The organism is Agrobacterium sp. ST15.16.024 (assembly GCF_027956545.1).
GTDB lineage: Bacteria > Pseudomonadota > Alphaproteobacteria > Rhizobiales > Rhizobiaceae > Agrobacterium > Agrobacterium cucumeris.
In genome coordinates this window covers 17019-43841 of the sequence record NZ_JAQKGO010000009.1, presented here as the reverse complement: position 1 = coordinate 43841, position 26823 = coordinate 17019, and the positions used below count along the sequence as shown (strand labels likewise).

Below are 26823 nucleotides of genomic sequence, written 5' to 3'. Positions count from 1 at the left end.
GTTTCCGCTTTTACTGGAAACGCTCTAACGCAGGTTTCCGAGGCGCTTCAGCGCCTCGGAAAAACCCGCCGCCTGCAACTGGAACGACACCGCGCGACCCTGCAGATCGGGGGCTTCAATCGTCAATGTCTTTCCCGCCTCAAGCGCCGAGACAAGCTCGACAAAGGGCGTGAAGGACACGATGCAGCCAACGGGCAGGCAGGTGCTGACCTGCACTTCCTGCAGCCGCACAGTTCCGGATTTCACCGAAAACAACTTTGTGACGGCAAGGCCGAAAGGCATGACGATGGTGCCGGACAATTTGTCCGGCATTTTCGGATCATCAATCCGGAATTCGACCGAGACGACAAGTTTGCGGGTTTTCTCTTCAAGCTGCACCTGGGCTATGGCGCAGGCCGGCTTTTCCGCCGCCACTGAAGCGTTCGGATCGGCCTCGTCGTTTTTCGCTTGCGCCGCGCAGGCGAGCTGCCAGCTTCCATAAACCTCGTGCATGGGCGCAGCAATCTTCGCTGCCTCCTGCGCAAGCGCACTCGCTGCAACACTGGCGAAGAGGAAGGCAGCGAGGGTTGTCTTCCCAACCAAGTTTTGACCACGCCTCATCAAAAACGGACTCCCAGTTCGGCAGAGGCGGATTGATCCAGCATGCCTGCTCCGAAAACAGCGCCATAACGGAATGTCAAAGTGGCGGCAGGATTGAGGTCGTAGCGCAGTCCCAGATTGATCAACGCCACATCCTGCGCCATCGCCGCACTTGTAACGGAAAAGCCTTGGCCGCCCGTGTAGAACAAGGTGCTCTCGACCATCGGATCGCCATAGGCATGACGCCAGCCAATATCGAACATCGCCTGCCCAGTCATACCCTCAAATGCGATATCACGGCTGAAACGCGCACCAAGCGTCGAATAAAGCTGGTCATGGCTGGCGGAGCCGGAAGAAACGGCGGCCATGCCGCCCTTCTCGCCGAAGGCATCCGACCGTGTGTTCACATAGCTGATATTGGCATAGGGCTCGAACTGGACGAGATCAAAATCGAAACGCCAGGCGGCCTCGGCAAAGACCTGCGTTGTGGAGGCGTCATAGCCGGCGGTCAGATTTTCCTGCAATGTCGAAAACGACACCGCCCGGCGGGTTTCGACGTCCTGAAAAGCATGGATAGCTCCGAGGCGCAGCGAGGCCGGGCCAATTGCCCCGCCCGCATAGGCGGCCGCATAATAGCTGTCCACATCCGCCGACGCCAAAAAAGACTTCTGGCTGATGACATCGCGGCCATAACCGGCAGCAACACCGGCGCGCCAACCGTCGCCCCAATCACCATCGAGACCAAAAAAGACGCCGCCACCCTTCATACTGACCGACGAGCCGTTGCCATCGCCATCGATATGTCCGCGCGACCCGAAACCATTGGACCAGAACGTGAGGGAGCCTTCATCGATATTCATCGGATCCGATGCACCCGCCCTTCCGACAGCGGGCAGGATCGGACGCGCATCGATACCCTTGAAGGCGCTGCGCAGCCGGTTGAGAATAACGTCGCGGGTCAACTGACTGCGGTTTATCAATGCCATGGCAATTGAAGGATGCAGTTCACCGGCAAGCTGTGAGAAGGCGGATTGGGTTTCGCCGTCCTGCAGAAACAACGCCGCCTGATAAAGCGAGGAAGCCTCCCCAAGCGCCTCGACGGCCTTGGCGGCGCTGCGCGCGTTATCCGACGATGTTGCAGCAGCAAAAAGCCCGTTCTCCGATGATGCCCGATTGAAGGAGAGATAGGCGTTGCCGTTATCTGCGCTCTTTGTGACACTCGCAATTACGTAAGCGAAATTATCATCCACACCGGAGAATGTGCCAACAATACCGCCCGTCGCCGTCAGGATTCGATATTGGGTGTCGAGACTGTAGGCCGCATAGTTTGAAAGCGGTGTGACGACGAGACGGACATTGTTATCGATGGTGATGGCGCCATCGACATCAAGCCTGTCGGAACTGCCTGATGCGTCGATTTCGACCGCATAGGCCGAGCCGCTGGCGAATGTCACATCGCCCGTGGAGGTGAGCGTGCCGATGGAATTGCCGGGCGAAAGCGTGCCGCCCGAGGCGACGGTCAGGCCGCCGATGGTGCCGGACCCGCCGAGCACCGCACCGCCGCCGACCGAAACCACGCTTGTGAGTGATCCATTGACGCTGAGCTTGCCCGACGAGACCTCGGTGGGGCCTGAATAGGTGCTGTTTCCGGAAAGGACCAGATTGCCCTCACCGGTCTTTTCGAAAGCACCGGTGCCGCTGACGATGTTCGAAAACGTGCCGGCACCATCTACGGCGAGTTTCGCATTATTGACGATGTTCCCCGAGCCGAAGCTTTTTGCGGTTCCCGTCAGCGTGCCGGCCGAAACAGTGGTGCCGCCGGAATAGCTGTTGTCGCCGGCGAGAAGGAGATTGCCGGTACCCGTCTTTTCAAACGAGCCGGAACCGCTGATGACATTGGAAAGCCTACCGGCCCCATCCACGATAAGCTGCGCATTATTGGCGATCTCGCCCGAACCGAAACTGGTGGCGGCTCCCTTCAGCGTGCCGCCCGAAATCATCGTTCCACCGGAATAGCTGTTGTTGCCGCTGAGCGTCGTGACGCCGTTTTCGGCATTGATCCGGCCAGCGCCGGAAATATCCGCGGAAAGTTCGTAGTCGCTTTCCGAGTGGTTGAGGACGATGCTGCCGTTGCCGGAACCGAAGGCAATCGCATTCGCCTCAACCTCCCCGGCAGAACGCGCCGTCTGCCCGGCGGCAGCGCCGATATTCAAAACGCCGGTGGAACCCGCCGCCGATGCGATCACGATGGTCGTCGCGGCAAGGGAACCGCCGCCTGTCACCTCCACCATGCCGCTGCCGCTTTTCCCGATAACGAGGGTGTTGCCGATCTCCGCTTGTGAGCCCGCACCGACGACCTGCAATGCACCGTCCGAACCGGCCTCCGCGCCGAGAAAAAGCTGATTGGCATTCAGGGAAGCGCCATTGAATACCGTTACGGAGCCGCTGCCGGAGCGGCCGATATTCATGGAGCCGGAACCGGCAAGGTTGTTATCGACCGCAACCGTGACATTCGAGCCGGTGCCTTCGATAGTCATTGTGCCGGAAGAACCGGCAAGTTCGCCCAGGGTTATCTGCCGTGCCTCAATGCCGCCGCCGGTACTGACCACCACCTCTCCCTCGGCATCATTCTGATATCCGACGAAAAGGGTCTTCGCCACCGTCCAGCTCGATCCGCCGCCGTCGACGATCACGGAAGATCTCGAACCGCTAAGTGTTGCGACATAACCGGTATCGCTGTCGACGGAGCCGCCCGTATCGATCTGCAGCGAGCCCTCGCCGGCATTGCCGACATGGAGATTTCCGGAGTTTTGCAGAGCGCTCCCCGAACCGGAGATACTGGCGGAGCCGACGCCGCCGGCATTTACCCCGAGAACCGTATCGACCGCTTCGACAAGCCCGCCGCCGGTTATTGTCAGGCGGCCTGTGCCGTTGACGCCAACGCCGAGACTGCCGTTGCCGACCGTCCATACGGAACCGCTGCCATCCACGCCAACATTCCCCGTCGCACCCGCGGCATTGCCGAGACGCGCGGATGCACTGTCCACCGCGCCTCCCGACTTCACATTCAGCGTGCCATAACCAGGCGTTCCCACCGGGTCTGACGCATCGCCGCCAATCTGCAAATCACCCGTCGTCCATTGCGTGCCGCCGCCGGTTACATCCACCACGGCAATCGAATGGCGGCCGATGGTGACGGCGCCGCTGGTGACGGTCGCGGCTGTACTGACAACCATAGTGGCCGCGCCCTCATTGCCGACAACCAATGTGCCCTGGGTTTCCAATACGGAACCAGCGCCATCTATCCTGAGCCCACTTCCATCCGATGACCCCAGATTGCCAACGACCGTTTTGCCTTGGCTGATCACCACGCCCCCGCCAGCGATGGAGAAAGAGGCTAGCCCGCCACCGCCGATGATCATATCGCCGGAGCCTGTCACTGTGCTGCCGGCACCCTCCACGGATACGGTCCCCATGGAGCCAACTCCGTTGGCGACAACCAGTCCGCCGGTGGTAAACTCGCTTGCGCCCAGCACCTCCAGCAAACCGAATCCGCCATAACCCACGAAAACGGTGCCGGAATTGTCAAAGCTGGACGAATTGTCCAGTTTGACGGTGCCATATCCCAACCCGTCCTTACCGACGTAGATATTTCCCGCAGACGTGGCCGAGCTTCCACTGAGTGAAAGCTCACCGACGCCGCTTCCGCCCACGGTTACATCGTCGGCATTCGACCAGGTCCCCCCCGAAAAGTTCAATTCTCCGGTAACGCCGGCATTGTAGCCAATGTCGATCCCGACTGTCGTCAGGTCGCCATTGACTGAAAGCGAACCATCGGTGTCGATCCCGATCAACAGATCTGAGATATCGGCATGCTTCCCCGCTGCAATCGTCGGCCCCGCGGAATTGAAGCCGGCAGTATCGTTTGGTCCAGGAACTCGCGTATAGCCGTACCAGTTGGAGGGCAAGAACCAGTCGTCCGTCGATGATCCAACCCAGACGATCGTCTCCGCCAGCGCGGGTGACGCGAGTGCGGCGGAAAACATCAGGGCAAAAAGGCTCGTCGAGCCACGCAGAGAGCGCCAGGATACGGGCGCTGGCTTCAAGGGCGCCTTCTGCGGATCTTTCTCTTCAGAAACACCACAGAACCAACCGGACATCCAAGCTCCCTCACCGGCGCATTACGCCGCCCTGCCCTGACCGGCGAATCACTGTTTCAGACAAATCAATTAGCCCACTCTGAAAGATAATTGATAGTATAAACAGCATAAAAATTGCTCTGAACGTCTGCGTAAATATAAAATGGAGCGTGACAGGCACGCTCCATGAAATAGTTGGAAAGATTGCTTGAGCAGCAGGATTTTTGCCGAAAACCGAAGCGGAAACGGCAGTTTCTACTACTGCCGGGAAAACCGCCCAAAGGCTCCGCCTGAAAAGCACAGGGGATCGCCATCACGGTGTGCGGCGCGCAAAACCTCGCCGACGATGATGGTGTGGTCGCCCGCATCATGGGCGGCGGCCTGCCGGCATTCAAACCGGGCGAGCGTTCCGGGAATGACCGGCACACCCTCATCGTTCAATTCCCAGTCCAGATCGTCAAAGGCACGGCCATTGCGGGTGAAGCGGGCGCTCAGCACGTCCTGATCGGCGCTCAGCACATGAATGGCGAAATGGGTGGCACCGCTGAAGGCCTGATAACGCGACGAGTTTTTGGCAGGCGACCACAGCACCAGCGGCGGATCAAGCGATACCGACGCGAAGCTGTTGACCGTCATGCCGATCGGTCCGTCCGGCGTCGTTGCCGTCACAACCGTAACCCCCGTCGTGAAGGCGCCGAGCGCATTGCGAAAGCTGCGGCTGTTCTCGCCGCCGGGAACAAATACATGCTCATTGGGCATTTTGATCGCCTCTGCCATTGCCACTGTCATCATGGCACCTCGTTTCCGATTGCGAGTGTATAAAGCTCAAACCATGTCTGGCGGTCGATCGTGACGCGCAGGGCGTCGGCCGCCGTTTTGATGCGCTCGATATTGTTGGTGCCGAGCACCGGCACGATCTTGGCCGGATGGCGCAAAAGCCAGGCGATGGCGACAGCGGTGGCATCCACGCCCTGCTCTTTGCCGATGCGCTGCAGCGCCGCCATCGTTCCCCCATGGGCGCCGGAAAATAGCGAGCCGCCGCCAAGCGGTGACCAGGCCATCGGCGAAACGCGCTTTTCCTGCAGGAAGGCGAGATCGCCATTGGTGAAACTATCCGTGGCAAGCAGGCTCATTTCGATCTGGTTCGTCACCAGCCGGTTTTTCATGGCCGATTGCAGCAGCGAGAAATCCCATGGCCGGAAGTTGGAGACACCAACGGCCTTCACCTTGCCCGACGCGACCAGTGCGTCGAGCGCCTTGCCGGTTTCCTCCGCATCAACAAGCGGATCAGGGCGATGAATGAGCAGGAGATCGACATAATCGGTTCCCATGTCGCGCAGCGACGCCTCGACCGAGGCATTGATATGGCCTGCCGTCGTATCATAGTGCTTGACGCGGGCGGCGGAATGCCGGCCGGCCGGTGCGACGATGCCGCATTTGGTGACGATCTCTATTTTGTCGCGCAGTCCCGGAGCAGCCTTGAGGCCGTTACCCAGAATGGCTTCCGCCGTGTATCCGCCGTAAATATCGGCCTGATCCATGGTGGTGATGCCCTGCGCCAGGCAGGCTTCGATCTTGGCCTGCACATGGGCGGGCGAAGTGTCCTTATCGTCGCCGATGCGCCACATGCCATAAACGATGCGGCTGAGTTCGAGTTTGTCGGAAAGAGCGATGCGTTCCATCAGTGGCGTTCCCCGTTGCCGAGCGGCGTGGCAGGCGTTTCAGAAGGTACCCGGCCGTAAGCATGCGGCAGGGAGCAGGTTTTCATCTGCGGCAGAACCTTGGTGCCGAAGTGTTCCGCCTCATCAATATGCGGATAGCCGGAAAGAATGAAGGCGCGAATGCCCATCTTCTGGTATTCCTCCAGCGTCGACAGAACCTGATCCGTCGAACCGACGAGAGCCGCGCCGCAGCCGGAGCGCGCCCGACCGATGCCGGTCCACAGATTGGGTTCGACATAACCGAACTTGTCAGCCAGTTCGCGGGCACGCGCCTGATGCGACACGCCGAGCGAGCCACTGTCATGGGCGCGGTTGCGGATCAGCTGGCCATATTCGTCATCAAGCTTCGAGACCAGATGTTCGGCGTATTCGCGCGCTTCCTGTTCGGTATCGCGCACCACCATGTGGACGCGCAGGCCGTAATCCAGCGTGCGGCCATGGGCGGCTGCACGTTCATTGGCGGCGCGCATGCGGTCCGCCAGCTGGTCCTTCGTTTCCGGCCACATCAGATAGACGTCACACTGCGCGCCACAGAGTTCCAGCGCATCCGGCGAATAACCGCCGAAATAAAGCAGCGGTCCGCCATTCTGCTGGTAAGGCCGTGCCGGCTCGGTGGAAACGCCCTTGAACTGGTAGATTTCACCGTCATGGTCGATGGTGTCGCGCGTCCAGGCCTGACGCAGGATCTCAACGACCTCGTGGCTGCGCTTGTAACGAAACGCACTATCGGCCACTTCTCCGGGAAAATCGGAGCTGATGACGTTGAGCGTCAGGCGGCCCTTCAGCATGTGATCGAGCGTCGCCACCGTGCGCGCCAGCATGATCGGCTGCATCTCGCCGCAGCGGATGGCCGCGAGGAAATTGATGCGGTCACTGATCGGCGCACAGCCTGCAACGAAGCTCAGCGTATCCTGCCCGACCTGATAGGATGAGGGGCAGAGGATGTTGCGAAAACCGAGTTCCTCGGCCTTTTTGACGATATCGGAGCAATGGTCGAAACTGGAGCGCAGGCTACCATCAGGCACGCCCAGATAGGCGTAATCATCGGAGCACAAAGCGGAAAACCAGGAGACCTCGGCAGCATCGAGATCAGCGGATGTAACGGGTACGACGGTCATGCAATTCCTCCTCAGGGCCGCTCTTGTTTTTCTTGCATAACATCAAGAAATATGTAAATCAATGATGTATCAATTTTTGTTTCGGGGAGGAAACGACATCATGAAAAACACTGGCGGCAGCCTGCCCATGTATCTGCAGATCGCCGAAATGCTGGTGCGCGAGGTGGCGGCGGGCCGGCTGATCGACGGCGAAAAGCTGGCGCCGGAGCGTGATATGGCGGCCGATCTCGGCATTGCCGTCGGCACGCTTCGCAAGTCACTCGCCGAATTGCAGGAGCGTGGTCTGCTGGAGCGCGTGCAGGGTTCGGGCAATTACATCCGCGCCGTCAGCGATCCGCAAAGCGTTTATGCCTTCTTCCGCCTCGAGATGATCGAGGGCGGCGGCCTGCCAACGGCGGAGGTTCTGGATGTGGCGCGGCTTGCCAAACCCGCCGCCCTGCCCGCTTTCGGCACGTCCGCCGAAGGGCATCGCATCCGCCGCCTCCGGCGCATTGCCGGAAAACCGGCGGCCATCGAGGAAATCTGGCTCGATGGATCTTATGTCGACACGATCGCCATCGAGAACATGTCGGAATCCCTCTATCTTTATTATCGCACCCGTCTCAATCTCTGGATCTCGAAGGCGGAAGACCGCATCGATCTGGGCGACGTGCCCGAATGGGCACCCGAGGCCTTCGGCCAGAAGCCGGGCGCGCCGGTGCCGCGCGTGCTGCGTCTCAGCCAGGCGCAGGATGGCGCGGTGGCCGAAGTTTCATGGACATGGTTCGACCATACGGTTGCCCGCTACGTTTCCCGCATACGTTGAGATCGCCGCATATTCGCGTGATCCACATGAGGACAAGAATTTGACGGGAGGCAAGGAAGCGACGACCTGCCTTGCGGCGAGTTTCGCCACTATATTTCTTTAAATCAACGACTTAATAGTTTTTGATTTCTGTCAGAAATAAAATTGATACACTATTGATTTCCTTTTTGTGAAAGGTAATATCACGGAATTAGGGAGACAGGCGTTTCGCCATCCCACGCTATCGCCGGATAATCGGGACAGATTTTCGACAGAGCGATACGTGGAACTTGAAGGTTGATACCGGCTTTTGCGTCCATCGGGATTTTGGACGCGTCGGTTGTGAGGAGGAAAATATGGCTTCAGTCAGCCTGCGCAAGCTGGATAAGAGTTACGGTGCCCTGCGCATCGTCAAGGGCATCGACCTTGAGATCAACGACGGTGAATTCGTGGTGTTCGTCGGCCCTTCCGGCTGCGGAAAATCCACGACGCTGCGTATGGTTGCGGGTCTGGAAAGCATCAGCGGCGGGGAGGTCATGATCGGTGACCGCGTCGTCAACCGGCTGCCGCCGCGCGAACGGGACATCGCCATGGTGTTTCAGGATTATGCGCTTTATCCGCACAAGACCGTGCGCGAAAACATGGGTTTCAGCCTGAAGGTGCGCGGCGTGAGCGCTTCGCAGGCCAATGCCAGCATCGATGAGGCGGCAAAGATGCTCGGCATCGAGCATCTGCTCGACCGCCGGCCCGGCCAGCTTTCCGGCGGCCAGCGCCAGCGTGTGGCCATGGGCCGCGCCATCGTGCGCCGCCCGCAGGTGTTTCTGTTCGACGAGCCGCTTTCCAACCTTGACGCCAAACTCCGCGGACAGGTGCGCACGGAAATCAAGCGGCTGCACCAGCAGCTCGGCACGACGATCATCTATGTCACCCATGACCAGGTGGAGGCCATGACGCTCGCCGACCGCATCGTCATTCTGCGTGGCGGCGATATCGAGCAGGTCGGCACGCCGGACGAGGTCTATAACCGTCCGGAAAGCGTCTTTGTCGGCGGTTTCGTCGGTGCACCCGCCATGAATTTCGCCCGCGCCAGGGTAAACGGCGACCGGCTGACATTTTCCGACGGCAATTCCCTGCCGATGGCGGCCATCCGGCCAGCCCGCGAAACTGGCCTCGAAGGGCGCGAAGTCATTGTCGGCATTCGCCCGGAACATTTCGGCCCCGCCGAGGGCTTCGATACGCAGCTTGCGGTCAAGGTACAGGTGGTGGAGCCGCTGGGTTCCGATACGCTCGTCCATTTCAGCCTCGGCGATGCGGCGCTGACCGCCAGAATGCCGCCGCAGCTTCGCCCGGCGCCGAACGAGGAGCTTAAGATCGGGCTCGATCCGTCCAAGGTTCATCTTTTCGACGCCGCGACGGAGCGCTCTATCCACTGATTGCCGGGCGTGGAAACGCTGCGGCCAACGGGTTTAATAACGGGAGGAACACATGAAATTCAAAGCTATAACCAGGGCAGCGCTCTGCGCAACCATGCTCACTTTCTCGGGACAGGCCTTTGCCGATGCCGAACTGAAAGTTTTCGTTTCCAGCCAGCATCAGCCGGATGTCTGGCGCAAGGCGCTCGATCAATATGAGGCGAAGACGCCGGGCGTGAAGGTTGTCATCGAGACAGGCGGCAACACCTCGGAAATGCAGGCGCAATATCTCAACACCGTGATGTCGGCGAAGGATTCCAGCCTCGACGTGCTGATGCTCGACGTCATCCGTCCGGCGCAATTCGCCACCGCCGGCTGGACCAGCGATTTCTCCGGCAAGGACATGTCCGCCTATCTGCCGACCTATGCCGAAGCCAACACCGTTGACGGCAAGATCGTGGCATTGCCCGCCTTCGCCGACTCCATGTTCCTTTATTACCGCAAGGACCTGCTGGACAAATATGGCATTCAGCCGCCAACCACCTGGGACGAGCTAAAGGAAGCATCCAAGAAGGTGATGGAGGGTGAAAAGAACCCCGAGCTTCAGGGCCTGTCCTTCCAAGGCAAGGCGATCGAAGGCGCGGTCTGCACCTTCCTCCTGCCCTATTGGAGCGAAGGCAAGTCGCTGGTCGAAAACGGCAAGCTGAACTTCGATAACCAGGCGGCCGTGGATTCGCTGAAGCTCTGGAAGAGCTTCGTCGATGAAGGCATTTCCAAGAAGAACATTTCCGAAGTCGCGACCGACGACACCCGCAAGGAATTCCAGGCCGGCAAGGTTCTCTTCGCCGTCAACTGGTCCTACGCCTGGACGCATTTCCAGGGCAAGGAATCGCAGGTGAATGACAAGGTTGGCGTCGCCCGCCTGCCGGCCGTCAAGGGCGGCGAGCAGACAACCTGCCTCGGCGGCTGGGAATTCGGCGTTTCCGCCTATTCCAAACAGCAGGATGAAGCCAAGAAGCTGGTGGAATATCTCTCCGGTCAGGATGTGTCGAAGTTCATGGCCATCAACGCCACGCTACTGCCGACCTATGCCGCGCTTTACAAGGATGCCGACGTGACCAAGGCAATCCCGTGGTTCGCCGATGCCCTGCCCGTGGTTGAAACCGCCAAGGCCCGTCCCGTGACGCCGCGTTACAACGAGGTCAGCGAGACGATCCGCACCACCGTCAACGGCGTACTTGCCGGCGTCATGACGCCGGAGGACGGCGCAAAACAGATGGAAAGCCGTCTGCGGCGCGTGTTGCGCTAAGCTTCAAGGCCGGAAAGCGGCGTGGTTTCATGCCCTTTCCGGCTGCTTCGACGGACAGGAATAAACGCGCCCGGGCGGTGCGATAAACGGGCCGGGTATGAACCGGTCCGATCGGGAGACGATGACGTGAATCCAGTTGCGGGAGTGGCAGGTGTGACAATGCCGGAAAGAACCATGGTCCGGGTGGACGAAAAGCAGCTGCCGCGCTGGACGCGGTGGCTCGATCTCGGCGACCGGTCGCTTGCCGTGCTTCTGCTGGCGCCTGCTGCCATTCTTCTGTCGCTGATCATCGTCTATCCGGTGGCGCGGCTCGTTTATACCTCGTTTTTCAGCCTGTCGCTGACATCGGGCCTGCCGGCGGAATTCATCGGCTTTGAAAACTACACGGCGATGTTCGACGATCCGATCTTCTGGGAAACGACCTGGAACACGGTTCTGATAACGCTGATTACCGTGCCCGGCGCCCTGTTCATGGGCCTTGGCCTCGCGCTGCTCGCCAACCTGCCCTTTTCCATGCAATGGCCGATGCGGCTGTCGCTGCTCATCCCCTGGGCGCTGCCGCTCTCTTTTGCCGGCCTGATCTTTGCGTGGTTCTTCCACTACGAGTATGGCGTGGTCAATGATGTGCTGAACCGGCTGGGCTTTGAAGGCGTCATCTGGTTCAACTCCCCCAACTGGGCGTTTGCGGCCATCTGCCTGACGATCATCTGGAAGACATCCTCTTTCATGGCGCTGATGATCCTTGCCGGCCTGCAGACCATTCCGCGCTCGCTCTATGAGGCGGCGGATGTGGATGGCGCCGGCAAAATCCGGCAGTTCTTCGAAATCACCCTGCCGCTGCTCAAGCCCTCGATCGTCGTCGCCCTCATCTTCCGCACGATCACGGCGCTGCAGACCTTTGATATTCCTTACATGATGACCGGCGGTGGCCCCGGCACATCCACCGCGACGCTTGCCATGTACATTCACCAGAACACCGTTTCCTTCCTCGATCTCGGTTACGGTTCGGCGCTCGCTGTCATGATGTTTGCGCTCTCCATGTGCGTCACCGCCGTTTATCTCCGCATCATCAGGACGAAGGACTGATCCCATGAGCACCGTTGCAAATTCCGGTCTGTCCTCGTTCTTCTCCGGCAAGCCGCTGCGCTTCATCGCGGCCTCCATCCTTTTGGTCAACGGCCTGTTTCCGGCAATCTGGATCCTCTTCACCTCGCTGAAGACCGAAGCGGAACTGGCGGCGAAGCCGATCACCTGGTTTCCGCATGCGCCGACGCTGGCCAACTACATGCAGGCCTTTTCCGATCAGCCGCTGCACCTCTTCCTGTTCAACAGCTTCATGGTGGCACTGCTTTCGACCGCACTCACCATCCTGATCTCGGTGCTGGCGGCTTACGCGCTGGCGCGGCTCAACCTCAAATACCGGGCGCTGATCCTCTCGCTCATCATCGCCGTTTCCACCTTTCCGCTGGTGACCCTGCTGGTGCCGCTGTTCGAAATCATGCGGGCGCTGAACCTGCTCAACAGCTGGACGGCGCTGATCCTGCCCTACACCGTGCTTTCGCTGCCGGTCTGCACGTTGATGCTGGTCTCCTTCTTCGAAAGCATCCCGCGCGATCTCGAAAACGCCGCCATGATCGATGGCTGCACCCGCATCGGCGCGCTGTTCAAGGTGGTCGTGCCGCTCTGCGCACCGGGCGTTTTCACCGCCGGTATTCTCGCCTTCGTTAATGCCTGGGATGAATTCCTGCTGGCGCTTTCCTTCAATTCCAATCCGGCCCTCCGCACCCTGCCCGTCGGCATCCAGCTTTATCAGGGCGAATTCGCCTTCCCATGGCCGGTCATTTCGGCGGCGCTGGTGGTTGGCATCGTGCCGGTCGCGATCCTGATCGTCATCTTTCAGGAACGGGTTGTCTCCGGCCTCACCGCCGGCGGTCTCAAGGGCTAGATCGTTTTGGCTTTTCTTCGAATCGCCAAACCGATCTATCTCTTTGATTTTACGCGTTGTCCGGACGTAAAAGCGTTCTCGCTTTTACTGGAAACGCTCTGAACAGGTACAGTCATGCATTTCGAAAAGACCAAAGACGGCTTCACGCTCGCAATCGGCGGCCGCACCATCCTGTCCCATTCGCCTGAGAACCCCGCCTTCTTCGCCGGTTTCGGCCGCGAGCGGATGGATATGTATCGCGGCAATTTCGATATCGAGGACTATGTCATCGAGCGAACCGCCCTGCGCCACGCCGAGTTGAATGGCGACAGCGTCACGCTCTCTTCTGCACCCGGACAGGCACCGCGTCTTCGCCTGACGCTGGACGGCAACGCCATCAGGCTGACGGCTCTGGATGAAACCATCAATCGGCTGTGGCTGCGGATTGCCGCGGAAACGGACGAGCACGTCTGGGGCGGCGGCGAGCAGATGTCCTATTTCGACATGCGCGGCCGGCGTTTTCCGCTCTGGACTTCTGAACCCGGCGTCGGCCGTGACAAGACCTCGGAGATCACCTTCAAGGCCGATGTGAGCGGCAAGGCGGGTGGTGATTATTACAATACCAACTACCCGCAGCCGACGTATCTCTCGTCGCGCAAATACGCCCTGCATGTGGAAACGAGCGCCTATTCGGTGTTCGATTTTCGCAACGGCGATTTCCACGAAATCGAAATATGGGCGATCCCGGAAAAGATCGAATTCTTCGCCGGCGATGCCTTCACCGATATCGTCTCCGCCCTGTCGCTGCGGTTCGGACGCCAGCCGGAACTGCCGGAATGGGTCTATAACGGCGCGATCATCGGATTAAAGGACGGCGTCAACTCCTTTGCCCGATTGGAGAAAATCCGTGCGGCCGGAACGAAGGTTTCCGGCCTCTGGTGCGAGGACTGGGTGGGCCTGCGCCAGACATCTTTCGGCGCGCGTCTCTTCTGGGACTGGCAGGCCAATGACACCCGCTACCCGCATCTGCGCCAGAAGATCGCCGAGCTGGCCGATCACGACATTCGTTTCCTGGGCTATGTGAACCCCTATCTCTGCGTTGACGGCCCGCTATTCCCGGTCGCCGAAGAAGCCGGTTACTTCGCAACTGGCGCGGACGGCAAGACGGCGCTGGTGGATTTCGGCGAATTCGACTGCGGCGTCGTCGATTTCACCAATCCGGCCGCCGCCGACTGGTTTGCCGAAGAGATCATCGGCAAAAACATGCTGGATTTCGGCCTTTCCGGCTGGATGGCCGATTTTGGCGAATATCTGCCGATCGACATCAACCTTTCCAACGGCGTCGATGCCAAGCTGATGCACAATGCCTGGCCCACCCTCTGGGCCGAGGTTAACGCGAAGGCCGTCGAAAGCCGGGGCAAGACGGGTGAAGCGCTGTTCTTCATGCGCGCAGGCTTCACCGGCGTGCAGGCCCATTGCCCGCTGATCTGGGGCGGCGACCAGTCGGTCGATTTCTCGCGCCACGACGGCCTTGTCACCGTCATCTGCGGTGCACTCTCTTCCGGCCTGATGGGCAACGCCTATCACCATTCCGATATCGGTGGATACACCAGCCTGTTCGGCAATGTCCGGACAGCGGAGCTCATCATGCGCTGGACGGAAATGGCCGCCTTCACGCCTGTCATGCGCACCCATGAGGGCAATCGCCCGCGCGACAATCTCCAGATCGATCAGGACGAAACGGTTCTCGCCCATTTCGCCCGCATGACGGCAATTTACGTCGCGCTCGCCCCCTATCTGAAATCGCTTTCCGCAGAGGCGGCTGAAACGGGCCTGCCGGTGCAACGCCCGCTTTTCCTGCATTTCGAGGATGACCGGCAGACCTACGCCATTCAGGACAGCTATCTCTATGGAGCCGACATGCTGGTTGCGCCTATCTGGAAAGCGGTCGAAACGCAGCGCACGCTTCATCTTCCGGGCAACGGCGATTGGGTGCACCTGTGGAGCGGCGCGCACCATCCCGGCGGACGCGAAGTCACCATCGAAGCACCGCTCGGCCAGCCGGCGGTTTTCTATCGAGCCGATAGCCGACATATCGCCCTGTTTGAACAGCTTCGCAGCATCTGAGCCGTTGACAGCCAGCTAAAAAAGCGACAGTTTCCGACGCATTCCGAGGGGAGCACCGCACGGTGCTGAGATGGCGATGAGCCGGACCCTTGAACCTGATCCGGGTCATGCCGGCGTAGGAACGGAAACTGTCGCACCCTTCAGGCGCTGCCCTTTCTCTTCTCCGCTTGGCCATGATCTCCGTGATTGTCACATCTGGAGACTGAATGATGATGCTGAAACCTTCTGTCCTTCGCACATGGTGCGTTTGCGTCTGAGGTCCGGCTCATGCGTGCCACTCATGCATTGAACGGTATCGGTCTCCTGCTGCTTCTGTGGCAGGCAGGCACTTGGCTGTTTGCGCCGCCGCGCTATATCCTCCCGTCGCCCGCCGATGTCGCCGCCGCCTTCTGGCGTCAGCCCGGCTTCCTGTTCGGCCAGGCCATGGTAACGCTTGGCGAAATGGCGCTTGGGCTAGCGGCCGGTGTTACGGCTGGCATCCTCGTCGCCTTCACCATCGCCGCTATCCCGCGTCTTGGCCGCCTCGTCTGGCCCATGGTTCTGGTGCTCCAGGCCTTCCCGGTCTTCGTGCTCGCGCCCATTCTCGTGCTCTGGTTCGGTTTCGGCATGGCCTCAAAAGTGGTGATGACGGCGATCATCATCTTCTTCCCCGTCGCCTCCTCCTTCACCGATGGCCTTAACCGCACGGATCGCGCCATTCTCGACGCCGCCTCGCTGACGAAGGCGAGCCATTGGCAGATCCTCACCCGGCTGCGCGTACCGCTGGCGTTGCCATCGCTCATTTCCGGGTTGAGGGTGGCCGCCCCGCTCGCCCCGCTGGGTGCCGTCATCGGCGAATGGGTGGGGGCTTCAGCCGGGCTCGGTTTCGTCATGATCCAGTCCAATGCCCGCATGCAGACCGACACCATGTTCGCCGCCATGGCCATTCTTGCCGTCATGGCGGTGCTGCTGCGGCTCATCGTCGACCGGGCGACCGCCAATCTGGCCCCCTGGGCCAAGGAAACAGAACATACCATTCCTCTCAGATATTTACGGAGACTTTCGGCACCATGAAACGAACGCTTCTTTCCCTCGTCGTCGCGGCAGCAGGCGCATTTGCCCCCATGCAATCACAGGCCGCCGACAAGCTTACCGTATTGCTCGAATGGTTCGTGAACCCCGATCATGCGCCGATGGTGATAGCCAGGGAACGTGGCCTGTTTGCCGATGCCGGGCTGGAGGTGGAACTGGTGCCGCCAGCAGACCCTTCCGCCGTGCCGCGTCTCGTCTCGGCAAAACAGGCCGATATCGGCGTGCATTACCAGCCGAACCTCTATCTCGATCACGATGCCGGCCTGCCGCTCGTACGTTTCGGCACGCTGGTCGAAACCCCGCTGAACACCGTCACCGTTCTTGCCGATGGGCCGATCAAAAGCCTGAAGGACCTGAAGGGCAAGAAGGTCGGTTTTTCCGTTTCCGGCTTTGAGGATGCGATGCTGAAGCGCATGCTGGAAAAGGACGGCCTGACGAAGGATGATGTCGAACTCATCAACGTCAATTTCTCGCTCTCGCCGTCGCTGATCGCCGGCAAGGTGGATGCGACACTCGGCGGTTTCCGCAATTTCGAACTGACGCAGATGAAGCTTGAAGGCCATGAGGGCCGCTCCTTCTTCCCGGAAGAACATGGCGTGCCGGCCTATGACGAGCTGATCTTCGTCACCCATCGCGATCTCGTAAAAGACAGCCGCCTGCCGCGTTTCCTCTCTGCCGTGGAGCAGGCCGCGATCTTCATCACCAATCACCCGCAGGACTCCTGGCAGCTTTTCATCAAAGCCTATCCGAACCTTGACGATGCGCTGAACAAGCAGGCCTTCTTCGACACGCTACCGCGTTTCGCCAAACGTCCCGCCGCACTCGACCGCGCGCGCTACGACCGCTTCGGCGCCTTCATGCAGGAGATGCAGCTGATCAAGCAGGCACCGAAGGCGGACGATATCGCCGTGGAGCTGCAGCAGCCATGACGAGGAATTTCCCGACAGCGGCAAAAGCCGCCGAGATTCTGGAGCGCGTGCGGCAGACGCGCCCGCGCGTGCATTGCCTGATGAACACAGTGGTGCAGAAATTCACCGCCGACGGCATCACCGTGGTCGGCGGCATTCCCTCGATGACTACCTCGCTCGAGGAAATCGAGAGCTTCGTCACCAAGGCGGATGCATTGACCGTCAATCTCGGCACGCTGGATGCCGAGCGGCGCAAGGTCATCCGGCTGGCGATCGAGATCGCCAGTGCATCCGGCAAACCATGGATCGTCGACCCCGTCCATTGCGATTATTCGCCATCCCGTCTGGAGTTTGCCCGCGAACTCATCGCACTTTCCCCGACGATCGTGCGCGGTAACCGCGCCGAAATGAGCCTGATCGGCGATGTGCCCGACGCGGTGCGGATCGAAACCGGACCGGTCGATCATCTCCGCGACACGACCCGTGGCGTCAGGATCGTCAACGGTCATCCATGGATGGCAAAGGTCACCGGCACCGGTTGCCTCTCGGGCGGCATCATCGCCGCTTTCATGGCCGTGGAGAAAGATGCGCTGTCGGCGGCGGCCTCCGCCCTTGCCGTGACAGGGGTTTCCGCCGAGTTCGCTGCGAAACAGGCGAAAGGCCCCGGCACCTTCGAACCGGCATTTCTGGATGCGCTTTCTGAAATTTCCGGTGATGACATCATCAACCACGCGAGGATAGAGCATGAACAAGGTTGATTACCGCCTCAACGCATTGGTCGATGCCAGTCTTGCCGATGTCGCGCCCTTACCCGAGCTTGCTTTGGCGGCCGCGCTCAACGGTGCGACCATTCTGCAATATCGCGACAAGCACGGCTCGACGCGCGAAATGATCGACAACGCCCGCGCCATTCATGAGGCTATCGCCGGCACCGGTGTGCCGCTTGTTATCAACGACCGCGTGGATGTGGCACTCGCCTCCGGCGCTGATGGCGTGCATCTCGGTGCCGATGACATGGATGCGAAGACCGCACGGCGCATTCTCGGCGAAAAGGCGATCATCGGTCTCACCGTCAAGAACCACGCCGATGCCGAGCGAGCGGCCTCCATGCCCGCCGATTACGCCTGCATTGGCGGCGTGTTCGAAACGGTTTCCAAGGTGAATCCGGACAAGCCGGTCGGTATCGATGGTTTTACGACGCTTCGCGCCCTGCTGCGCGAATGGCGGCCGGATATGCCTGTCGGCGCCATCGCCGGTATCGACCTTGCCCGTGTACCGTCAGTCATCGAGGCCGGCGCGAATGGCGTCGCGATCATTTCCGCGATTTTCCGGGCAGGCGATATTGCCAGCGCAACCAAGGGCTTCCGCTCTGCAATTGACGCGGCGCTGAAAGCGAGACAGCCATGACATCCATTGCATTGACCATTGCCGGCTCCGACAGCAGCGGCGGTGCCGGCATTCAGGCCGACATCAAGACCTTCTCAGCGCTCGGCGTCTATGCCGCCAGCGTCATCACCGCCATCACCGCCCAGAACACCAGGGGCGTGACGGCGGTGGAGGATATTTCGGTGGCCACCATCGTTGCCCAGATGGATGCGGTTTTTTCCGATCTCGCCGTCAATGCGGTGAAGATCGGCATGGTCTCACGCATCGAAACCATCGCCGCCATCGCGGAACGGCTGCGGCGGCAATCGCAACCGGTGGTGCTCGACCCCGTCATGGTGGCGACATCAGGCGACCGGCTGCTGCATGAGGACGCCATCGAGACATTGCGGCGGGAGCTTTTGCCGCTTGCCGCCATCGTCACGCCAAACCTGCCCGAAGCGGCGCTGCTGACCGGCACGCCGATGGCACAGACGCAGACGGACATCAACCGACAGGCCGAGACGATCCTCAAGGCCGGTGCAAAAGCCGTGCTCATCAAGGGCGGTCACGGTGATGGACCGGAGAGCACGGATTATCTGTTTGCTGATGGCACCATGCTGGCGCTTGCCGCGCCGCGGGTGGACACGAAGAACGACCACGGCACCGGCTGCACGCTGGCGGCGGCGATTACGGCCCACATTGCCAGGGGTTGTGAGCTGCGGGAGGCGGTCGGGCTTTCGAAGGAATATTTGAACGGAGCGCTTGAGGCTGGGCGCGGGCTTGCCGTCGGGAATGGGCGGGGGCCGGTGCATCATTTTTATCGGTGGTGGAGGTAGCGAAGCGAGGGTGGCGCGTGCGGCTTACCCCCCTCTGTCCTGCCGGACATCTCCCCCACAAGGAGGGAGATCGGCAAGACGCTTTATCGCCACTTCATTCGCAAATGTTGAGATGAGCGAAACCTAGCCTCGAGTCGATCTCCCCCCTTGAGGGGGAGATGTCCGGCAGGACAGAGGGGGGTAAGCCCCAACCTTGACGCTACCTCGCCTTCGGTGTCGCCAACACATTCCGGATCGCAAAACTCGAATGAATCCGCGAAACCCCCGGCAGTTTCGATAGAATCTCCTTGTGAATCCGCTCGAAATCCCCCGCACTTTCCGCCTCACAGCGCAGGAAATAATCCGAGCCGCCCGTCATCAGGTAACATTCGCGGATTTCCGGATACCGCCGCACGGCATTCTCGAACCGGTTGAGAAAATCCTCCGTCTGGCGGTCGAGCGTAATCTGCACGATGACCGAGATGACCTCGCCGCCCGCAAGGCCGCTGGTCAGCGCCGTATATCCGCGGATAATGCCCTCCCGTTCGAGAATATCGACCCGGCGCAGGCAGGCAGAGGCCGAAAGCCCGACTTCCGCGGCCAGCTTCGCATTGCTGATACGGGCGTTGAGCCGAAGCAGGCGGATGATGTGGCGGTCGGTCGCATCAAGTGACGACATAGAAAATTCCAATCAGACAAAGAAAATTGCGCCATTTTGAACTCTATCGCATTTCCTTCGAACAATCGCCAAGAAATTCGATAATCGTTGCAATACTCTCATGGGATAAAAATGAGGGTGAACGACCATGGACATGCAGATCAGCCGCCAGCAGGCAGCCGGTGGTGCAAGCGGCCATCTGAGCATCGATCTCGGCGCATTACGCGACAATTACCTGACGCTTGCGGCCATGGCCCCCGCATCGCAGACGGCAGCGGTCGTCAAGGCAGACGCTTATGGCCTCGGCGCTGATATCGTCTCGCAAACCCTGTTCGACGCAGGCTGTCGCAATTTCTTTGTCGCCCATATCGATGAGGCGCTGGCACTCCGGCTTCGCCTGTCGGCACAGGCGCGGATTTTCGTGCTCAACGGTCTTCAGCCCGGCAATGAGACCTCCTGCGCCGCCATGGCCGTCACCCCGGTTCTGAACTCGCTGGAGCAGATTGCGCAATGGTCGGCCCATGCGAAAAAGCTTGGCAGGATACTGCCGGCGGCGGTGCAGATCGATACCGGCATGTGCCGTCTTGGCCTCTCCCCCGCAGAGCTGGAAATCCTCACGTCCCAGCCGCAATTGCTCGAAGGTCTCGACATCGCCTTCGTGATGAGCCACCTCGCCTGCGCCGACGAGCCGGATCATTCCGCCAATGCCGCGCAGCTTGCGGTGATGCGTAAAGCTGCCATTGCTTTTCCTGATGTGCCCGTCTGCTTCTCCAACTCCGGCGGCATCTTTCTCGGCAATGACTACCACAATCATCTGCTGCGCCCCGGCATCGCGCTTTATGGCGGCGCGCCCTCCGTTGCCCGCCCGAACCCGATGAAGCCGGTCGTGCGTCTCGATCTCGCCGTCATCCAGACACGCACCGTGTCCGCCGGCTCGCTGGTCGGTTATGGCGGCTCTTTCGAAGCCGCAGGCCCCACACGTCTCGCAACAATCGCCGCCGGTTATGCCGATGGCCTGCCACGCTCGCTCAGCAATCGCGGGGCGGCGTGGTATAATGGTGTTCGCCTGCCAATTGCCGGGCGTGTTTCGATGGACAGCATCATTCTCGACATATCGGCCCTGCCCGAGGGAACATTAACCCAGGGCAGCCTCGTTCAGATGATAGGGCCTGACCAGACTTTGGAAGACATCGCCGAGGATGCGGGCACGATTGCCTATGAAATCCTGACCGGCCTCGGACGCCGTTACCGCCGCAGCTATATTCAGCCGGGAGAAACCCCCGGTAACCGCTTCAACATCAGTCAATCATAAGTGAGACGATCATGAACGTCACTATCCTCGGAGCCGGCGTTGTCGGCGTGACATCCGCCTGGTACCTGGCCAAAGCCGGACACAAGGTGACGGTGATCGACCGCCAGCCGGCCGCAGCGCTGGAAACCAGCTTCGCCAATGCCGGTGAGGTCTCCCCCGGCTACTCCTCGCCATGGGCAGCGCCCGGCATTCCGATGAAGGCGATGAAATGGCTGTTCATGAAACATGCCCCCCTCATCATCCGCCCGACGGCCGATCCGGCGGCGTGGCGCTGGATGAGCCAGATGCTGCGCAACTGCACCTCGGCGCGTTATGCCATCAACAAAAGCCGCATGGTGCGCGTCGCCGAATATAGCCGCGATTGCCTGATGGCGCTGCGCGACGAGACCGGCATTCAATATGACCAGCGCATGCAGGGCACGCTTGAGGTCTTCCGCACCCAGAAGCAGTTCGATGCCATCGGCAAGGATGTCGACGTGCTGACGGCCGGCGGTGTACCCTTCGAAATTCTCGACCGCGACGGGTGCGCTGCCATTGAGCCCGGTCTTGCACCCGCCAAGGAGAAGATCGTCGGTGGCCTGCGTCTGCCCGGCGATGAGACCGGCGACTGCTTCATGTTCACCACCGAGCTCGCCCGCATGGCGGAAGAGGCCGGTGTTACCTTCATCTATGATACCGGCATCATGCGTCCTATCGTTGAAGCCGGCCGCATCAAGGCCGTGGAAACCACCAAGGGTCTGGTGGAAGCCGATGTTTTCGTCGCTGCACTCGGCAGCTATTCCCCGCAATTCGTGCGCCAGCTCGGCCTCAACCTGCCGGTTTATCCGGTCAAGGGTTACTCCATCACCGTTCCGGTCGTGAAGGAGGAGCGCGCGCCCGTCTCCACCGTGATGGACGAGGCCTACAAGGTGGCGATCACGCGGCTGGGTTCGCGCATCCGCGTCGGCGGCATGGCCGAGATCGCCGGTTTCAGCAAGGATCTGCCGGCCGCGCGGCAGGGAACGCTGACCCATTCGGTGGAGGACCTGTTCGGTGGCGCGGGGGATCAGAGCCAGGCGAAATTCTGGTCTGGCCTGCGCCCGATGACACCGGATGGTACGCCAGTCATCGGCGCTACCCGCTATAGCAATCTTTACCTCAACACCGGCCACGGCACGCTTGGCTGGACCATGTCCTGCGGTTCCGCCCGCGTACTTGCCGATCTCATCAGCGGGACCAAGCCGGAGATCGACACGCACGATCTGGCGATCAGCCGTTACGCCGCATGATCAACGCTTGCCGCGCCGCCACCTGGCGGCGCGGCTTGCGAAAGTCAGGCCGGCCCGCGCGAATTTCGGCCGTCAACACGCCACAATTCATTCAGCGCCCGTTCAGCAGCAGCGCTATATTTCTTTAACCATCGAATTTGCAACTGGCAGCGCCCCTGCCATCTGGATGGAAGAAGACCATGTCGTCCTTTGCAGCTAAAACCGTTCTGGCCGTCGCCGTAGCCGCCGCCACCATCGTTCCTTTCAACACCGCGTCTGCCGACGACTGGGGTCGCCGTGACCGCCGCGACGCCGCCATTCTGGGTGGCGTACTTGGCCTTGCTGCCGGTGTTGCCGTCGGCTCCGCCCTTTCCCGCCCGGCGCCTGTTGACGATGAGCGCGTCTACATCGACCCGCCGCGCCGTTACGAGCCGAGCTATGTCTATGACGAGCCGGATTACCAGGAATACCGCCCGACCCCCGTCTACCGTCCCGCTCCCGTCTATCGTCCGGCACCGGTCTATCGCCCGCAGCCGGTTTATGACAGCCGCCCGGTCTATGGCCAGCGCGCCACCTATCGCACCATCGAGCCGTGGACCAACGCCTGGTACGACTATTGCTCGCAGCGTTACCGCAGCTTCAACACCCGCACCGGCACCTATACGGATTATGACGGCCAGCGTCATTTCTGCGTGGCGGGCTAATAGCGCCAGCGACTTCCAGCAGGAGCGACAGCAGAAAAGCTGAGCGTCATACTGGCGATGCGCGCCAATGCCTCCTCCGTCATCCTCGCCCTTGAGGCGAGGATCCACACTTTCGAGGGCCGATGGATCCTCGCCTCAGGGGCGAGGATGACACCGAGTGTGTGAAAGCCGTCTAAAGCGTTGCGGCTCTTTCACGCCCCCTCAGTTCTTCACATAATCCGCCCGGTTGATGCCGTGGCGTTGCAGCTTGTCATAAAACGTCTTGCGGGCAATGCCGAGCGTCGCAATTGTCTCCGCCACATCCCCATTCGACTGTTCCAGCGTTTCGCGAATGATCCGCGCCTCGATTGCATCCATGCGTTCGGGCAAGGTGCCGGATGCGGGAATGGCAGCCTGCGCAACGGGTGCGGCGGCCGCTTCAGTTTCCAGTCCCAGAACCACTCTTTCGGCGAAATGCCCGAGTTCGCGCACATTGCCCGGCCAGTCATGCTCCTGAAGCCGACGGGAAATGCCGGCGCTGATTTGCGGCACGTGCATGTTGAAGCGATTGGCGGCCTTGGTGACGAAGTGGGAAAACAACAGCGGAATATCCGCCTTGCGTTCCCGCAGCGGCGGTATCGACAGCGTCACCACATTCAGCCGGTAATAAAGATCCTCGCGAAAGGTGCCGCGCTCGGCGGGATCGCCGAGATCGACCTTGGCCGCCGCCACCACGCGGATATCGACCGGTCGTTCCTCGTTTGAACCCAGCGGCGACACCTCGCGCATTTCCAGCACGCGCAGCATCTTCACCTGCACCGCAAGCGGCATGCTTTCAATCTCGTCCAGAAACAGCGTGCCGCCGCTGGAATGCTCGATACGGCCGACACGTTTCTTCTGCGCGCCGGTAAAAGCGCCGGGCTCATGGCCGAAAAGCTCGCTTTCGATCACCGTTTCCGGCAGTGCACCGCAATTCAGCGCCACGAAATTTCCCCGCGAGCGCTTCTTGCTCCAGCGGTGCAGCGCCGTCGCCACCACTTCCTTGCCGCTGCCTGTCTCACCCGCCACCAGCACATCCACATCCGTATCGGCAATGTGCCTGAGCGTGGTGCGCAGACGCTCCATGGCCGGCGTCTGGCCAATCAGCGGCAGATCGTCTTCCGCCTGCCCGGCCGCGCGGCGAAGCGCGCGGTTTTCCAGCACGAGGCGGCGCTTCTCCAGCGCCCGACGGGCACTCTCCACCATGCGTTCAGCCGGAAAGGGCTTGGCAATGAAATCATAGGCGCCGTTATGAAGCGCATCGACCGCCATAGGCACGTCGCCATGGCCGGTGATGAGGATGACAGGCAGATCGGCATCGATCTTGCGGACATGGTCGAAGAATTCGAGGCCGGTCATGCCGGGCATGCGCACATCCGTGATGACGATGCCGTCGAAATCCTCGTTCAGCGCCGCAAGCGCCTGTTCGGCGCGGGAAAAGGAGGTGACCGGCAATCCGTCGAGTTCCAGCGTCTGCACCATCGCCTTGCGCAGCTGCGAGTCGTCATCCACCAGGAATATGGTTCCATCCACCGTCATGTCATGCTCGCTTCAGATATACGGAAAAAGACGTGCCCGCTCCGCTGCTCGTCACCTCGATACGTCCGCCATAATCCGAGGCAATATCGTTGGAGATGACGAGGCCGAGACCGAGGCCGCTTTCCTTTGAGGTGTTGAAGGGCGAAAACAGCTGAGCGCGGATGGCCTCGGGAATACCCCCGCCATTGTCGCTGACCGAAAGCACGACCATGTCGCCTTCCTCGCGCACGCGCACTTCCACGCGGGCAGAGCCAATCTCTTCGGTGGCTTCCAGCGCGTTTTGCAGAAGGTTGATGAGGATCTGCTCCAGCCGGATACGACTGCCGAGCACCTTCAAATCCTGATCCGGAAGCGCGATATCCAGCGCATCCATCTGCCCGGAAAAACGGCTGCGCAACAGCATGACCGCGCCTTCGATGACCAGTTTGAGGCTCACCGGCTCGGCGGCGGTGCGGCCCTTGCGGGCCAAAATCTTCAGGTCACCGGTAATCGTGCCGATGCGCTCGGTCAGCGCCGCGATATTTTCGAGATTTTCGGTCGCCTCGGACAAACGGTCACGTTTCAGCAGGGTGCAGGCATTGTCGGCAAAGGCGCGGATCGTCGCCACCGGCTGGTTGATCTCATGCGCCACACCCGCCGCCACCTGGCCCAGAATCGAAAGGCGGTTGGCCTGCACCAGCTCGTGCTGCACATTGCGCAATTCGCCTGTTGTTTTTTCATGCAAAGCGATTTCCGCCTGCAGATGGTCGCGGGTCTTCGTCAGGTCACGGGTCCGCTCCTGCACCTTCATTTCCAGCTCCGCGCGGGCGCGCTGCTCCTCTTCCTTTTCCTTGAGCGTCTTGTGCCGGCGCCACAGCCACAGGGCCGAAAGACCCATCAGCGGCATCAACGTCGCCAGCGCCACCACCCGGCCCTCGCGGATTGCGGCGTTCAGCGCAGGCGCTACGGGTTGCAGGTAATGCAGCGTCCATGTGGTCGTCGGCACCGGCGTTTCCAGCCGCAGATAATCGCCGCGCTCCCGCCCCGGCTCATCGACATGGATGAGTGGAACATCATCGCCCGATGAGCGGGCCGGCCGGAACGGCAGGGTTGCCAGCGTCTCATTGCCGAATTGCAGGCTTTCGGAAATCACCTTTCGCCGCGCTTCGTCAATCGGCGCAACGGTCTTGAAGCGCCATTCCGGCACGCTCGTCATCAGCACGACGCCGTTTCTGTCGACCACATAAACCGGCTTGCCGCCAATGTTCCAGTCCGATTCCAGACGGTTGAACTCCACCTTGGCGATGACAACACCAAGCGGCCGCCCGTCCGCGGCATCGATGCGGCGGGAAATATAAAGACCCGGCCGCCGGCTGACATTGCCGAGCGCGTAATGTTCGGACATGCCGGTCTTCATTGCCGCCTGAAAATATTCGCGGAATGCGTAGTTGGAGCCGACGAAGCTGTCCTCCTCCCGCCAGTTGCTGGAAGCGATGGTGAGACCGGTCGGCCCGGTCACATAGATGACCGACGACTGCGTGCCTTCAATCAGCCCTTCCAGCTTACGGTTCAGCCGGTCGACCGCGACGGCGTCGCCGCCATCCAGCGCGGTGGAAAGATCGGGATCACCTGACAGAACCAGCGGAATGGCCCGCGGCCGCTCCAGCGCGACATTCAGCAACGCAATCTTCAGTTCGGCATCGGTTGACGCCTCGAAACCCGCCGTTCGCATTGCCTGATGACGGGCGAATTCATCGGCCACCAGCAGGGCACCAAGACTGACGAGCAGCCACAGGCCGGCCAGCGCCAGCCACTGCGCGCGACGTTTCGCCTGAGAATGAGGTGCCTGATCCTGATAGGTCATGCGCTAATTGTGCGGATTTACACACAGACCGCAAGAGAATTTGTCCGGAATTCCGCACAAATGCCTGTGAGCCGGCAAAGCACTAATAAAAAGTACTTTTTAAATCAGGCAGTTAAGACAAATAAGCAAGTCTGGCATGCGTATTGCACATGACTCCGCAATCGGCGCGAAGCCGTCAACGTCACGGCGATCCCGGGAGGCCAATAAAGGCAGGGTGAGGCCGAGGAGGA

Annotated in this window: 21 protein-coding genes, 1 pseudogene and 1 riboswitch; of the genes and pseudogenes, 14 read left to right on the top strand and 8 right to left on the bottom strand. The window is 60.6% G+C overall.

Annotated features, from left to right (window positions below):
• Window positions 1–24 precede the first annotated feature (24 nt).
• From PL640_RS21035 to PL640_RS21015, 5 genes are all read right to left on the bottom strand, one after another.
• Complete coding sequence (locus PL640_RS21035; RefSeq protein WP_271363422.1) at window positions 25–600, bottom strand: invasion associated locus B family protein; 576 nt, start codon at window positions 598–600, stop codon at window positions 25–27.
• Entirely contained in the window at window positions 600–4739 is a 4140-nt protein-coding gene (locus tag PL640_RS21030) for an autotransporter domain-containing protein (RefSeq protein ID WP_271363421.1), read from the bottom strand. The genes PL640_RS21035 and PL640_RS21030 overlap by 1 nt, the downstream gene beginning before the upstream one ends.
• Before the next feature lie 237 nt (window positions 4740–4976).
• A complete protein-coding gene (locus tag PL640_RS21025) occupies window positions 4977–5501 on the bottom strand; it encodes a flavin reductase family protein (RefSeq protein WP_142842818.1) in 525 nt (174 codons plus the stop codon).
• A 5-nt stretch (window positions 5502–5506) separates the two neighbouring features.
• Window positions 5507–6400 carry an aldo/keto reductase gene (locus tag PL640_RS21020; protein ID WP_142842722.1) on the bottom strand — a complete coding sequence of 298 codons (894 nt, stop codon included), beginning with the start codon at window positions 6398–6400 and terminating at the stop codon, window positions 5507–5509.
• Entirely contained in the window at window positions 6400–7557 is a 1158-nt protein-coding gene (locus tag PL640_RS21015) for an LLM class flavin-dependent oxidoreductase (RefSeq protein ID WP_065117634.1), read from the bottom strand. Before PL640_RS21015 ends, PL640_RS21020 begins: the two co-directional genes overlap by 1 nt.
• A gap of 100 nt (window positions 7558–7657) precedes the next feature.
• Between PL640_RS21015 and PL640_RS21010 the strand changes: the two genes are divergently transcribed.
• The 11 genes from PL640_RS21010 (at window position 7658) to thiD (ending at window position 19293) form a co-directional block, all read left to right on the top strand.
• Window positions 7658–8362, top strand: a complete 705-nt coding sequence (locus PL640_RS21010; RefSeq protein ID WP_271363418.1) for a GntR family transcriptional regulator — start codon at window positions 7658–7660, stop codon at window positions 8360–8362.
• 335 nt (window positions 8363–8697) lie between these two features.
• Complete coding sequence (locus PL640_RS21005; protein ID WP_142842719.1) at window positions 8698–9774, top strand: ABC transporter ATP-binding protein; 1077 nt, start codon at window positions 8698–8700, stop codon at window positions 9772–9774.
• 52 nt (window positions 9775–9826) lie between these two features.
• Window positions 9827–11062 carry an ABC transporter substrate-binding protein gene (locus tag PL640_RS21000; RefSeq protein ID WP_142842718.1) on the top strand — a complete coding sequence of 412 codons (1236 nt, stop codon included), beginning with the start codon at window positions 9827–9829 and terminating at the stop codon, window positions 11060–11062.
• A 174-nt stretch (window positions 11063–11236) separates the two neighbouring features.
• A complete protein-coding gene (locus tag PL640_RS20995) occupies window positions 11237–12148 on the top strand; it encodes a carbohydrate ABC transporter permease (protein ID WP_271363416.1) in 912 nt (303 codons plus the stop codon).
• Window positions 12149–12152: 4 nt separating this feature from the next.
• Window positions 12153–13007 (top strand): carbohydrate ABC transporter permease, encoded by an 855-nt coding sequence (locus PL640_RS20990; RefSeq protein ID WP_271363415.1) that lies wholly within the window; start codon window positions 12153–12155, stop codon window positions 13005–13007.
• A gap of 114 nt (window positions 13008–13121) precedes the next feature.
• Entirely contained in the window at window positions 13122–15113 is a 1992-nt protein-coding gene (locus tag PL640_RS20985) for an alpha-glucosidase (protein ID WP_271363414.1), read from the top strand.
• Window positions 15114–15149: 36 nt separating this feature from the next.
• Window positions 15150–15252: riboswitch (TPP riboswitch) on the top strand.
• Between the two features lie 128 nt (window positions 15253–15380).
• Complete coding sequence (locus tag PL640_RS20980; protein ID WP_271363412.1) at window positions 15381–16166, top strand: ABC transporter permease; 786 nt, start codon at window positions 15381–15383, stop codon at window positions 16164–16166.
• Entirely contained in the window at window positions 16163–17113 is a 951-nt protein-coding gene (locus PL640_RS20975; RefSeq protein ID WP_271363410.1) for an ABC transporter substrate-binding protein, read from the top strand. The genes PL640_RS20980 and PL640_RS20975 overlap by 4 nt, the downstream gene beginning before the upstream one ends.
• Window positions 17110–17850: a hydroxyethylthiazole kinase gene (locus tag PL640_RS20970; RefSeq protein WP_271363409.1), complete on the top strand. Its 741-nt coding sequence runs from the start codon at window positions 17110–17112 to the stop codon at window positions 17848–17850. Before PL640_RS20975 ends, PL640_RS20970 begins: the two co-directional genes overlap by 4 nt.
• Window positions 17837–18499, top strand: coding sequence for a thiamine phosphate synthase (gene thiE / locus PL640_RS20965; protein WP_271363407.1), 663 nt, complete (start codon window positions 17837–17839; stop codon window positions 18497–18499). The genes PL640_RS20970 and thiE overlap by 14 nt, the downstream gene beginning before the upstream one ends.
• Window positions 18496–19293, top strand: coding sequence for a bifunctional hydroxymethylpyrimidine kinase/phosphomethylpyrimidine kinase (thiD, locus tag PL640_RS20960; protein ID WP_271363406.1), 798 nt, complete (start codon window positions 18496–18498; stop codon window positions 19291–19293). Before thiE ends, thiD begins: the two co-directional genes overlap by 4 nt.
• A 199-nt stretch (window positions 19294–19492) precedes the next feature.
• Here the strand turns inward: thiD and PL640_RS20955 are convergent, their stop codons facing one another.
• Window positions 19493–19951, bottom strand: coding sequence for an Lrp/AsnC family transcriptional regulator (locus PL640_RS20955; RefSeq protein WP_003500727.1), 459 nt, complete (start codon window positions 19949–19951; stop codon window positions 19493–19495).
• A 127-nt stretch (window positions 19952–20078) separates the two neighbouring features.
• Here PL640_RS20955 and alr point away from each other — a divergent pair.
• The 3 genes and pseudogenes from alr (at window position 20079) to PL640_RS20940 (ending at window position 23193) form a co-directional block, all read left to right on the top strand.
• A pseudogene (alr, locus tag PL640_RS20950) lies at window positions 20079–21246 on the top strand (alanine racemase).
• A 7-nt stretch (window positions 21247–21253) separates the two neighbouring features.
• Complete coding sequence (locus tag PL640_RS20945) at window positions 21254–22510, top strand: D-amino acid dehydrogenase (protein WP_142842711.1); 1257 nt, start codon at window positions 21254–21256, stop codon at window positions 22508–22510.
• Window positions 22511–22689: 179 nt separating this feature from the next.
• Complete coding sequence (locus PL640_RS20940) at window positions 22690–23193, top strand: BA14K family protein (protein WP_271363402.1); 504 nt, start codon at window positions 22690–22692, stop codon at window positions 23191–23193.
• Window positions 23194–23394: 201 nt separating this feature from the next.
• Here the strand turns inward: PL640_RS20940 and PL640_RS20935 are convergent, their stop codons facing one another.
• Window positions 23395–24750, bottom strand: a complete 1356-nt coding sequence (locus tag PL640_RS20935; protein WP_271363400.1) for a sigma-54-dependent transcriptional regulator — start codon at window positions 24748–24750, stop codon at window positions 23395–23397.
• 1 nt (window position 24751) lies between these two features.
• Window positions 24752–26593: a sensor histidine kinase gene (locus PL640_RS20930; RefSeq protein ID WP_271363398.1), complete on the bottom strand. Its 1842-nt coding sequence runs from the start codon at window positions 26591–26593 to the stop codon at window positions 24752–24754.
• Window positions 26594–26823: the final 230 nt, after the last annotated feature.

Coding starts and splice junctions, on each gene's coding strand:
- PL640_RS21035 (WP_271363422.1), bottom strand. CDS start 600: ATGAGGCGTGGTCAAAACTTGGTTGGGAAGACAACCCTCGCTGCCTTC.
- PL640_RS21030 (WP_271363421.1), bottom strand. CDS start 4,739: ATGTCCGGTTGGTTCTGTGGTGTTTCTGAAGAGAAAGATCCGCAGAAG.
- PL640_RS21020 (WP_142842722.1), bottom strand. CDS start 6,400: ATGGAACGCATCGCTCTTTCCGACAAACTCGAACTCAGCCGCATCGTT.
- PL640_RS21015 (WP_065117634.1), bottom strand. CDS start 7,557: ATGACCGTCGTACCCGTTACATCCGCTGATCTCGATGCTGCCGAGGTC.
- PL640_RS21010 (WP_271363418.1), top strand. CDS start 7,658: ATGAAAAACACTGGCGGCAGCCTGCCCATGTATCTGCAGATCGCCGAA.
- PL640_RS21005 (WP_142842719.1), top strand. CDS start 8,698: ATGGCTTCAGTCAGCCTGCGCAAGCTGGATAAGAGTTACGGTGCCCTG.
- PL640_RS21000 (WP_142842718.1), top strand. CDS start 9,827: ATGAAATTCAAAGCTATAACCAGGGCAGCGCTCTGCGCAACCATGCTC.
- PL640_RS20995 (WP_271363416.1), top strand. CDS start 11,237: ATGGTCCGGGTGGACGAAAAGCAGCTGCCGCGCTGGACGCGGTGGCTC.
- PL640_RS20990 (WP_271363415.1), top strand. CDS start 12,153: ATGAGCACCGTTGCAAATTCCGGTCTGTCCTCGTTCTTCTCCGGCAAG.
- PL640_RS20985 (WP_271363414.1), top strand. CDS start 13,122: ATGCATTTCGAAAAGACCAAAGACGGCTTCACGCTCGCAATCGGCGGC.
- PL640_RS20980 (WP_271363412.1), top strand. CDS start 15,381: ATGCGTGCCACTCATGCATTGAACGGTATCGGTCTCCTGCTGCTTCTG.
- PL640_RS20975 (WP_271363410.1), top strand. CDS start 16,163: ATGAAACGAACGCTTCTTTCCCTCGTCGTCGCGGCAGCAGGCGCATTT.
- PL640_RS20970 (WP_271363409.1), top strand. CDS start 17,110: ATGACGAGGAATTTCCCGACAGCGGCAAAAGCCGCCGAGATTCTGGAG.
- thiE (WP_271363407.1), top strand. CDS start 17,837: ATGAACAAGGTTGATTACCGCCTCAACGCATTGGTCGATGCCAGTCTT.
- thiD (WP_271363406.1), top strand. CDS start 18,496: ATGACATCCATTGCATTGACCATTGCCGGCTCCGACAGCAGCGGCGGT.
- PL640_RS20955 (WP_003500727.1), bottom strand. CDS start 19,951: ATGTCGTCACTTGATGCGACCGACCGCCACATCATCCGCCTGCTTCGG.
- PL640_RS20945 (WP_142842711.1), top strand. CDS start 21,254: ATGAACGTCACTATCCTCGGAGCCGGCGTTGTCGGCGTGACATCCGCC.
- PL640_RS20940 (WP_271363402.1), top strand. CDS start 22,690: ATGTCGTCCTTTGCAGCTAAAACCGTTCTGGCCGTCGCCGTAGCCGCC.
- PL640_RS20935 (WP_271363400.1), bottom strand. CDS start 24,750: ATGACGGTGGATGGAACCATATTCCTGGTGGATGACGACTCGCAGCTG.
- PL640_RS20930 (WP_271363398.1), bottom strand. CDS start 26,593: ATGACCTATCAGGATCAGGCACCTCATTCTCAGGCGAAACGTCGCGCG.